Source organism: Parashewanella spongiae (assembly GCF_004358345.1).
Lineage (GTDB): Bacteria > Pseudomonadota > Gammaproteobacteria > Enterobacterales > Shewanellaceae > Parashewanella > Parashewanella spongiae.
In genome coordinates, this window is sequence record NZ_CP037952.1 from 956517 (window position 1) to 967370 (window position 10854).

At 41.6% G+C, this 10854-nt stretch carries 10 protein-coding genes; 9 read left to right on the forward strand and 1 reads right to left on the reverse strand.

Translation table 11 applies throughout. The features are described from left to right. Positions 1–186 precede the first annotated feature (186 nt). Complete coding sequence (rluA, locus tag E2I05_RS03435) at positions 187–864, reverse strand: bifunctional tRNA pseudouridine(32) synthase/23S rRNA pseudouridine(746) synthase RluA (RefSeq protein WP_121854054.1); 678 nt, start codon at positions 862–864, stop codon at positions 187–189. Positions 865–1238: 374 nt separating this feature from the next. On the opposite strand from rluA, the gene E2I05_RS03440 reads away from it, so the two are divergent. From E2I05_RS03440 to ltrA, 9 genes are all read left to right on the forward strand, one after another. Further along, complete coding sequence (locus E2I05_RS03440) at positions 1239–2573, forward strand: Na(+)-translocating NADH-quinone reductase subunit A (RefSeq protein ID WP_121854062.1); 1335 nt, start codon at positions 1239–1241, stop codon at positions 2571–2573. Continuing rightward, the gene (locus tag E2I05_RS03445) at positions 2573–3772 is read left to right on the forward strand and encodes an NADH:ubiquinone reductase (Na(+)-transporting) subunit B (RefSeq protein ID WP_121854055.1); all 1200 of its coding nucleotides are present in this window, start codon (positions 2573–2575) and stop codon (positions 3770–3772) included. The genes E2I05_RS03440 and E2I05_RS03445 overlap by 1 nt, the downstream gene beginning before the upstream one ends. Next, positions 3765–4568: a Na(+)-translocating NADH-quinone reductase subunit C gene (locus E2I05_RS03450; protein ID WP_121854056.1), complete on the forward strand. Its 804-nt coding sequence runs from the start codon at positions 3765–3767 to the stop codon at positions 4566–4568. Before E2I05_RS03445 ends, E2I05_RS03450 begins: the two co-directional genes overlap by 8 nt. Next, entirely contained in the window at positions 4568–5200 is a 633-nt protein-coding gene (locus E2I05_RS03455; protein ID WP_121854057.1) for an NADH:ubiquinone reductase (Na(+)-transporting) subunit D, read from the forward strand. Before E2I05_RS03450 ends, E2I05_RS03455 begins: the two co-directional genes overlap by 1 nt. Before the next feature lie 5 nt (positions 5201–5205). Continuing rightward, complete coding sequence (gene nqrE / locus E2I05_RS03460) at positions 5206–5814, forward strand: NADH:ubiquinone reductase (Na(+)-transporting) subunit E (RefSeq protein WP_121854058.1); 609 nt, start codon at positions 5206–5208, stop codon at positions 5812–5814. 46 nt (positions 5815–5860) lie between these two features. Then, positions 5861–7087 carry an NADH:ubiquinone reductase (Na(+)-transporting) subunit F gene (gene nqrF / locus E2I05_RS03465; RefSeq protein WP_121854059.1) on the forward strand — a complete coding sequence of 409 codons (1227 nt, stop codon included), beginning with the start codon at positions 5861–5863 and terminating at the stop codon, positions 7085–7087. A 123-nt stretch (positions 7088–7210) separates the two neighbouring features. Further along, positions 7211–8239, forward strand: coding sequence for an FAD:protein FMN transferase (locus tag E2I05_RS03470; RefSeq protein ID WP_121854060.1), 1029 nt, complete (start codon positions 7211–7213; stop codon positions 8237–8239). Positions 8240–8251: 12 nt separating this feature from the next. Continuing rightward, a complete protein-coding gene (gene nqrM / locus E2I05_RS03475; RefSeq protein ID WP_121854061.1) occupies positions 8252–8476 on the forward strand; it encodes a (Na+)-NQR maturation NqrM in 225 nt (74 codons plus the stop codon). A gap of 960 nt (positions 8477–9436) precedes the next feature. Then, a complete protein-coding gene (gene ltrA / locus E2I05_RS03480; RefSeq protein WP_133309423.1) occupies positions 9437–10717 on the forward strand; it encodes a group II intron reverse transcriptase/maturase in 1281 nt (426 codons plus the stop codon). Positions 10718–10854 lie beyond the last annotated feature (137 nt).

Below are 10854 nucleotides of genomic sequence, written 5' to 3' on the forward strand. Positions count from 1 at the left end.
GCTGCTTTGTGTAATCTTTATTTCACAAAAAATTCACATTCGCGCTGGGTAAGAGAGTAAAAAGTAAAATTTTACTTTTTACGATATCTAAAACTATAAACTCAGCAATTAGTTACAAAAAAAACGCTCTAAAACTGAGCGCGTGAAAGTTATTATGTTAAAAATGTTAATAAATGTTAATAAATGTTACTGCGAAGGTGAGGTGTTTAAAAAAGGTACTAATGTTGAAAAGGTTTGCAAAGCTTGAGAATAAGGATGGGTAAAATTCAAAGACGTTGCATGTAATTGCAATCTTGAGCTTAGGCTTTTGGCTAATGGATCGGCATAAAACCCATCACCAAGGATTGGGTGTCCGATCGCCATCATGTGAACACGTAGTTGATGAGAGCGCCCTGTAATCGGCGTTAGTTTCACCAGTGTCGAACGTTTACCATAGCTCACTGCTTCAACGTAAGTAAGTGATGGTTTGCCAACTGTGTGATCGACTTTTTGCTTGGGACGATTAGGCCAATCACAAATTAACGGTAAATCTACTTTGTCAATTTTTGAGCTTACATGCCCAGCAACTCGTGCATAATAGACTTTTTGTGTTTCCCTTTCTCTAAATTGTCTTTTGAGTTCGCTTTCTGCTTTTTTGCGTAGTGCAACGACCATCACACCTGAAGTCGCCATATCTAATCGGTGTACGATTTGTGCATTTGGAAACAAACTGCGCACACGACTGTATATGCTGTCAGAATGCTTTGGGTCTCGTCCAGGGACGGATAACAATCCTGCTGGCTTGTTTACGACCATAATATCTTTATCTTGGTGTAAAATATCCAACCAAGGCACTTTAGGAGGGTTATATACAAAATTAGGCATGGGCGTTCTCAAAAAATAAGGCGGGGCAAAGATAGCGGTAGCGAATATCGAGTGCAAGTTTTATTGCATGCTCAGGTGCTTATTTTCTTCCATTGAATTGTACCCAAAACAATTATTTTAATCTCTGTAATTTGTTCGTTAATTATTCTATCGACATAACTTAACCAAAGCTGACTTTCGTAATACCCACACTGAAATAACCTATATTTTTCGTGGCGATGCGTCTTTATTTGGGGTAAAATGCGCGCGACCAACGTGATTGCGATCGCATTTCTGTGATAATTCTGCGTCAGCTCAATGCCTGAAACCCTTGTGGCGATAGGGACTTGGACGACGTACGCATTTTATTTCCTTCAAACGTAGTGCTTGTGGATATGATTACAATTAAGAAAGGATTGGAACTGCCTATTGCAGGCGGACCAGAACAAGTTATCCATAATGGCCCAGCCATTAAACAGGTAGCGACACTGGGTGAAGAGTATATTGGCTTACGTCCGACGATGAAAATCAAGGTCGGCGATAAAGTAAAAAAAGGTCAGGTTATTTTCGAGGATAAGAAAAACCCTGGCGTTAAATATACCGCTTCAGCGAGTGGCACTGTTACCGAAATTAACCGAGGCGCTAAGCGTGTCTTACAGTCTGTTGTTATTAACGTTGAAGGCGATGATGCCGTTACTTTTGACAAATATGACACAGCACAATTAGACAACTTAGATTCAGCTAAAGTCCGTGAAAATCTGATTGAATCAGGTCTTTGGACTGCGTTGCGCACCCGTCCATTCAGTAAAGTACCTGCAGTCGATTCAAATGCCGCAGGTATTTTCGTGACTGCGATTGATACTCAACCTTTAGCGGCCGATCCGGTTGTTATTATCAATGAACATAAAGATGATTTTGCAAATGGCCTTAAGCTACTTGCTCAATTAACTGACGGTAAAGTCTTCCTATGTAAAGCTCCAGGTGCCGATATCCCATCAGCAAACGCTCAAGTTGAAGAGTTTGGTGGTATTCATCCTGCAGGCTTAGTGGGAACTCATATCCATAACCTACTTCCAGCTTCTGCAAATCGCGTAGTTTGGCACATTGGCTATCAAGACGTGATCGCCATGGGTCAGTTATTTACTACAGGTACATTGAACGTTAATCGTGTTATCGCCGTTGGCGGACCTAAGGCGTTAAAACCTAGATTATTACGCATAGTGTTAGGAGCTAATACTGCTGAGTTGATGGCGAAAGAAATTCAAGAAGGCAATGTCCGTTTGATTTCTGGTTCAGTATTAAATGGCCGCACAGCGATGGGACCTCACGCTTATCTTGGTCGCTATCATCAACAGGTAAGCGTGGTAGAAGAAGGCACTGAGCAAGAGTTTTTTGGTTGGGCAATGCCTGGTGCGAAAAAGTTCTCTGCGACTCGTGCATTCTTGGCTCATTTATCGCCATCACGTTTGTTTAGCTTAACAACAAGCACAGGTGGGTCAGATCGTTCTATGGTACCAATTGGTCTGTATGAGCGTGTTATGCCACTCGATATACTTCCAACTATGTTACTGCGTGATTTAATTTCTGGTGACAATGATGGTGCAGCTTCTTTGGGTGCATTAGAGCTGGATGAAGAAGATTTATCACTGTGTACGTTCGTATGTCCGGGCAAATATGACTATGGTACATATCTGCGTGACTGTTTAGATACGATCGAGAGGGAAGGCTAATGGGCTTGAAGAATTTTTTCGACCGTATTGAGCCAAGCTTTGAAAAAGGCGGCAAATACGAAAAATGGTATGCGCTTTTTGAAGCCATATATTCTGGTTTTTATACACCAGGTAAAGTAAACAAAGGTCGCACTCACGTTCGTGATAACATCGACTTAAAACGTATCATGATTACGGTATGGGCATGTACGTTCCCTGCCATGTTTATGGGTATGTATAACGTTGGTTTGCAAGCTCAAGACGCATTAATTGCGGGTTTTGCTTCTCCTGATATCTGGCAAGTTGATGTGTTCAGTTTATTTGCTGGAGAATTAACGAAAGATGCAAGCTGGATCACCTTAATGTTTTATGGTGCCTGTTTCTTTTTGCCGATTTATGCAGTTACATTCGCGGTAGGCGGTTTCTGGGAAGTCTTATTTGCATCGGTGCGCGGACATGAAATTAACGAAGGGTTCTTTGTTACTTCAATTCTGTTTGCATTAACGCTACCAGCAACAATTCCTCTGTGGATGGTTGCATTAGGTATTACCTTCGGTGTAGTTGTTGCTAAAGAAATCTTCGGTGGTACTGGGCGCAACTTCTTAAACCCAGCGCTTGCAGGTCGTGCTTTCTTATTCTTTGCTTACCCTTTAAATATGTCTGGCGACACCACATGGGTTGTTGCGGATGGATTTTCAGGTGCAACAGCATTAAGCCAAGCAGCTGCCGGTCAATTGAGTTATGCGTTCGATCAAAGCTGGTGGGATGCATTCCTAGGCTTTATTCCTGGCTCTATGGGTGAGGTATCAACATTAGCAATTTTGCTTGGTGGTATGGTGCTGATTTATGCTCGCATTGCATCATGGCGTATTGTTTTAGGTGTTATGCTCGGTATGGCGGCAATATCAACATTATTGAATGTGATTGGCAGTGATACCAACCCAATGTTTGCTATGCCATGGTACTGGCACTTGTCCTTGGGTGGATTCGCGTTCGGGATGATGTTTATGGCAACAGATCCTGTATCGGCTTCATTTACTAACAAAGGTAAATTAGCTTACGGTATGTTGATTGGTGCAATGGTTGTATTTGTTCGAGTGATTAACCCAGCCTTCCCAGAAGGGATGATGTTGGCTATCTTATTCGCAAACTTATTTGCACCATTATTCGATCACTTCGTGGTTCAAGCAAACATCAAACGGAGGATCGCTCGTGGCTAATGCAGCAAACAAAGATTCGTTCGGAAGAACCTTATTTATCGTTGTTGGTTTGTGTCTGATCTGTTCAGTATTAGTGTCAGCAGCAGCGGTAATTTTAAAGCCTACTCAGGAACAAAATAAGTTACTGGATAAGCAAAAGTACATTCTTGAAGCCGCGAACCTTATCAATACTCGTGAAGGTAAAGTATCGAAAGAAAAAATTCTTGAACTTTATAATCAACGTGTTGAAGCTAAAGTAGTTAATTTAGCGTCAGGTGACTTTGTAGCTGATATTGATGGTAATACGTTCGAGATGGATAAAGCCGCTCGTGACTTAAGCGTTTCATTCAAACCGAAGAATGATATCGCTTCTGTTAAGCGGGTTGCGAATAACGCTGTAATTTACTTAGTTCGTAATGAGCAAGATCAATTAAATACCGTTATTTTGCCAATCAAAGGCTACGGCTTGTGGTCAACCATGTATGCATTTTTAGCGGTTAAACCAGATTTCAACACAATTGAGAACTTGGTTTACTATGACTTCACCGGATCAGGTGAAACACCAGGATTAGGTGGCGAAGTTCAAAACCCTAAATGGATCGCAAAGTGGAAGAATAAAAAATTGTATGATGCGCAGGGTAACCTTGCAATTAAGGTTACTAAAAACCCTGTAATTGCATCTTCTGAGCACGGTGTTGATGCACTTTCAGGGGCAACTTTAACCAGTAACGGTGTACAGCATTCTATTGACTTTTGGCTAGGTAATGAAGGTTTTGCTCGCTTTATTGATAAAGCGCGTGATGGAGGCTTAAACTAATGGCTGATACTAAAGAACTTAAAGGGGTACTAACCGGTCCTATCGTTAGTAATAACCCAATTGCGTTACAAGTCTTGGGTGTGTGTAGTGCGTTAGCGGTAACCAGTAGCATGGAAGCGGCTTTGGTAATGACACTTGCTTTAACGGCTGTAACTGCGTTCTCTAACTTGTTTATTTCGATTATCCGTAATCATATTCCAAGCAGTGTGCGTATTATCGTGCAAATGACCATTATTGCGTCATTAGTTATCGTCGTTGACCAAGTGCTTCAAGCTTATGCTTACGACGTTGCTAAACAGCTTTCGGTGTTCGTCGGCTTGATCATCACTAACTGTATCGTGATGGGGCGTGCTGAAGCCTATGCAATGAAGACTCCTCCATTGATGAGCTTCATGGATGGTATCGGTAACGGTCTTGGATACGGTGCCATTTTACTCGCCGTTGGTTTCGTGCGTGAATTGTTTGGTAGTGGTAGCTTATTTGGCATTGAAATCATGAAAAAGATTTCAGAAGGTGGCTGGTATCAACCGAATGGTTTGCTATTGCTACCGCCAAGTGCGTTTTTCCTGATCGGTATTCTGATTTGGATTATTCGTACTTACAAGCCTGATCAAGTAGAAGCGAAAGGGTAAGCGCAATGGAACATTATCTTAGTTTGTTAATTCGCTCTGTTTTCATTGAAAACATGGCACTATCCTTTTTCCTTGGTATGTGTACTTTCCTAGCGGTTTCTAAGAAAGTCACCACAGCTATGGGCTTAGGTGTAGCAGTTATCGTTGTACTTGCAATTTCAGTACCTGCAAACCAACTTATCTATCAAGGGTTATTGGCTCCTGGTGCATTAACTTGGGCAGGCTATCCAGATGCTGACTTGAGCTTCTTGAAGTTTATTACCTTTATTGGGGTAATCGCGGCTCTCGTTCAAATCTTAGAGATGACCTTAGATAAGTATTTTCCACCTCTGTATAACGCATTGGGTATTTTCCTACCTTTGATCACCGTAAACTGTGCAATTTTTGGTGCGGTATCATTCATGGTTGAACGTGACTACAACTTGGGTGAGAGTGTGGTCTTTGGTATTGGTTCAGGCATTGGTTGGGCATTGGCGATTGTTTTACTTGCGGGTATCCGTGAGAAAATGAAATATGCAGATGTACCTGATGGTCTGCGTGGTCTAGGTATTACCTTTATCACAGCGGGTCTTATGGCCTTAGGTTTTATGTCATTCTCGGGCGTCTCTTTATAAGACGCTGCGAGTGGTGTGGTAATTAGGATCCTCCAAGGATAAATTAATGGATATTCTATTTTTAGGCGTGGGGATGTTTACCTTAATCGTCTTGGTTTTGGTATTAGTGATTTTATTCGCTAAGTCAAAACTTGTAGCGTCAGGTGACATCACAATCGGCATTAATGGTGATGCAGATAAAGCAATTACAACAGCTGCTGGCGGTAAACTACTCGGTGCATTGTCTGAAAGCGGTATTTTCGTATCAAGCGCTTGTGGCGGCGGTGGTTCATGTGGTCAGTGTCGTGTAAATATTAAGTCTGGTGGTGGTGATATTCTGCCAACTGAGCTTGATCATATTAGTAAAGGTGATGCGCGTAATGGTTGTCGTTTATCATGTCAGGTTAATGTTAAAAGCGATATGGAAATCGAGCTGGACGAAGAAATCTTTGGTGTGAAGAAGTGGGAATGTGAAGTTATTTCAAACGATAACAAAGCCACTTTCATTAAAGAGCTTAAACTTGGTATTCCTGATGGCGAATCGGTACCTTTCCGTGCTGGTGGTTACATTCAGATTGAAGCGCCAGCGCACCATGTTAATTATGCTGACTTTGATGTTCCAGCTGAATACCGTGGTGACTGGGAGCATTTTGGCTTCTTTAAGTTAGAGTCAAAAGTTGACGAAGAAACCATTCGTGCTTATTCAATGGCTAACTATCCTGAAGAAGAAGGCATCATTATGTTGAACGTGCGTATTGCTACGCCGCCTCCACGTAATTTGAGCCTACCTTGTGGCAAAATGTCTTCGTTCATTTGGAGCCTTAAAGCAGGCGACAAAGTCACAATATCAGGTCCATTTGGTGAGTTCTTTGCAAAAGATACTGATGCTGAAATGGTATTTGTGGGTGGTGGTGCAGGTATGGCGCCGATGCGTTCTCACATATTCGATCAGCTTAAGCGTCTTAATTCTAAGCGTAAAATGTCATTTTGGTATGGTGCGAGATCGAAACGAGAAATGTTCTACGTTGAAGATTTCGATGGCCTAGCCGCTGATAATGAGAACTTTGATTGGCATGTTGCACTTTCAGATCCTCAACCAGAAGATAACTGGGATGGGTATACAGGTTTCATTCATAACGTTTTGTATGAAAACTACCTAAAAGATCATGAAGCGCCAGAAGATTGTGAGTTCTACATGTGTGGTCCTCCAATGATGAATGCGGCTGTAATCGGTTTGCTGAAAGACCTAGGTGTTGAAGACGAAAACATCTTATTAGATGACTTTGGTGGTTAAGCCCAAAATTATCAGATAAAAAAAGCCGCATGATTCTCAAATTAATGAGTTCATGCGGCTTTTTTGTTGCTGTGTATTAGACTTGTTTATGCGGAAGACAACATAACATTAGGAATAGAGCTCATGATTAAAGCAAAACAACAGATCCATTGGAGTTTGCTGTTACTGATCACCTTTGTGGGTGGACTGGTAGCATGTAGTAAAACGGCAGATACTATTTCTTTATCTGGCAGCACAATGGGTACGACTTATAATGTGAAATTGGTATCAAATAATAAAGTACCAGACCTTGATACTCTTCACGCTGAAATTGACTTGGTACTTGAGCAAGTCAATGATCAAATGTCTACTTATCGTCCAGATTCAGAGCTATCAACATATAACCGTTTGCTCAACGGACAAGGTATGAAGGTTTCACCAGATACTATCACTGTAGTAAGTGAAGCAAAGAGGCTTAATGAACTCACGGATGGTGCATTGAATGTAACCGTTGGTCCTTTGATCAATTTATGGGGGTTTGGCCCTGGTAAGCGCCGTGTAGAGCCGCCAGTCCAGTCAGAAATTGATGCTGCAAAAGCCATGATGAATATTAGTGCCGTTATGATAGATGGTAATCGACTAATCAAAGGCAGCGATGATTTATATGTAGATTTATCGGCAATTGCAAAGGGGTTCGGTGTTGATAAAATTGCATCAATACTTAATAAATACGATGTCACTGGTTATTTAGTAGAAATTGGTGGCGAGCTTAAGTCTAAAGGCACTAAAGCAGATGGTTCAACTTGGAAAGTCGCGATAGAAAAACCAACCACTGATGAACGAAAAGTGCAACAAATTGTGTCTTTAAAAGATATGGCGATGGCCACATCAGGTGATTATCGCAATTATTTTGAGAAAGATGGTAAACGCTTCGCTCACATTGTTGACCCTAGATCAGGCTTTCCAATTCAGCACACTTTGGCTTCAGTCACTGTGCTACATGATGATTGTATGGTTGCAGATGGTTTAGCGACAGCAATGATGGTGATGGGCACTAAAGACGCATTAAAGCTTGCCAAACAGCAAGAGTTAGCGATAATGCTGATTGAAAAACAGGGGGATGGTTTTAAGGTCATTTATAGTGATGCTTTTAAGCCTTTCATTACTGAGTAATTTGGAGTTTATATGGGCACCTTTATCGCCGCATTTGTTGTGTTATTAGCGTTTTTTTTACTGATGTCGATTGGTTTTCTTGTTAAGAAGAAGGCCGTTGAGGGAAGTTGTGGTGGCTTAGGTGCTTTAGGAATTGAAAAAGCTTGTGATTGTGACGATCCTTGTGACAGGCGTAAACGTCGTATGGAAAAAGAGCAAGAAAGGCAGGAAATGTTACAAAAAAATCGTATCATCTAACTCCATAATGGGTTTAATGTATTACTTACATTGAACCCGTTTTATCTTTTAAATACTCACATTCCCTCATTTATCTCATTTATCTCATTTATCTCATTAATGTTTTTAGAACATTAAACCTAAAAACATCAGTTGAACGCTGAGTATACGAGTAACTGTTTGAGCAATTGGATGATTTTATCATCATGGCTTTCACCCAATGAGTGAAGTGCTCTACGCTCACAAGCTTGCTAAAATGACTGCTATCTGCGTTGTAACTTTTGCAAGTAGAATAACTACTTGCTGCAAGCTACGCCTTATTATCAGCCATTTTTTCTACGCTTGAGAACGCAGTCAACTGATGTATCTAGGGAGCGCCACGAAGCGCTTTATTCTGTTGCGGGATTTGTCTCAACGTATACGCAGCCAAGCGATTACATGGCCATAAACCAGAGACAGCAACGTTATTATTTATAATAAGTCCATCAGGTTGAAACGTACCTGACGGGATAATTACCAGTTCATCCCGAAATCTGACGGGCATGCATAATGGGTAACCGCTATGACATGAAGCCCTGTGACAAAGGCCTTGAATAAAGGTTGAGATGCAATGTAGGCCGCAGCATCAAGCGAATTCAGTTAAGCGTCGTAAATCAAAAAATGAAGATGGGGAGTCTTTCCTAGTTGACGAACCCTGACACAAACAGAGAAGCAACTGGTAAATGCATCTGTTTGATCTTCCGGCGTAATATGAAGTGGCATGTATTGAAGGAAATAAAGTGAACGTGGGAGAGCCTGAGTGTTGGAAGGTAGTGACTTCCACTATCCGAATATAAGGTAAACCGAAATTTCAGATAGGGCGCTCAGGCAGTCGGATGAGCCCATAGTACCGTTAACCGTGAAGACAACATAACTTCACATCAGGGAAGGGACTCAGTGTTACACCCGTTTTTAACGTAACTTTTGAGGTGAAATTGCCATATGGCTAACACTCCAGTAAATATCAGAATATTACAGCGAAAACTTTACTTACGCTCAAAGCTTAACTCGGAGCTACGATTTTACAGCTTGTACGATAAACTCAGTCGCCTAGATATACTCGAAGAAGCCTATCGACGATGCAAAGCCAATAAAGGCGGAGCAGGAATTGATGGCATCACATTCAGTTATCTAGAGCAGCAAAAGAAAGTCGTTGCGCTGTTAAAAGAAATTCAAACTCAATTACAACAGAAAAACTATCGACCTAGCCCAGTCAAACGAGTAGAAATACTCAAAGACAACGGCAAAACGCGGAAACTTGGGATCCCGATAATCAGTGACAGAATTGTGCAAATGGCGATGACAATAGTGATGCAACCCGTCTACGAACCTCATTTACATGAACACAGTTATGGTTATCGTCCATGTCGAAGCGCCCAGCAAGCGGTAAAAGTCATTGAAATGAGCCTAAAACAAGGCTACCAGCACGTACTCGATGCTGACTTGAGTGCCTATTTCGATACCATCCCGCACGCTAAGTTGATGGCAAAAGTAGAAAGGCGAATAAGCGACAGCAGCTTTCTGAGTTTACTGAAAAGCTTTATCAAAGCGCCCATCAGCATAGAGACGGTCAACGGGAAATGGCGAATAGAAGCAAGCCGATGTGGCACTCCGCAAGGCGGAGTTATCTCTCCACTACTGGCTAACATCTATCTCAACGATTTCTGTTTGAAAATACACGAAAAAACACCGTGTAAAATCGTTACCTATGCAGATGATTTTGTTGTACTTCATAAGCAAACCTACACACAAGAGCAACTGGACTGGATAACACAGCAATTAAGTGATGAAGGTCTGAAGCTAAATCAAAGTAAAACCCACTGTGTGGATATGGGAAAGCTGATGAATGAGTTTGATTTCCTCGGTTTTAACTTTCAACGGATCACAGGCCTCATCAAAGGCACCAGTTACATCAAGATACAGGCGTCTAAGAAGAGCCAAACAAAGCTGAAAAATAAAATCAGAGACATAGTGAAACACCGAACCTCAAATACACTTGGCGTACTGATAAATAAGGTTAATCAAGTTCTGAGGGGATGGAAACACTATTTTGGTGGGATAGGTTATCCCAGAGGTGTATTTTTCAGAATAAATGGATTTGTAGTAAACCGGTTCTATCGATGGCATCGTCGCTTAAGTCAACGTCGCAGCAAGTATCTATCACGAGGTGCTTACGAAAAATTACGCCAAGCTGGTCTTGAGTATTTACCCACGACAAGATGATAAGCAAAGTGAAGGAGCTGAGAGAAGTGTAACAACAGAGCCGTGTGAGGGAAAACCTCATGCACGGAATCGAAGAGGGGCTGCTGGATAAGCGATAGCGAAGCCAGTAGCCTACTCTACTTAAAAATAGAGTTTTC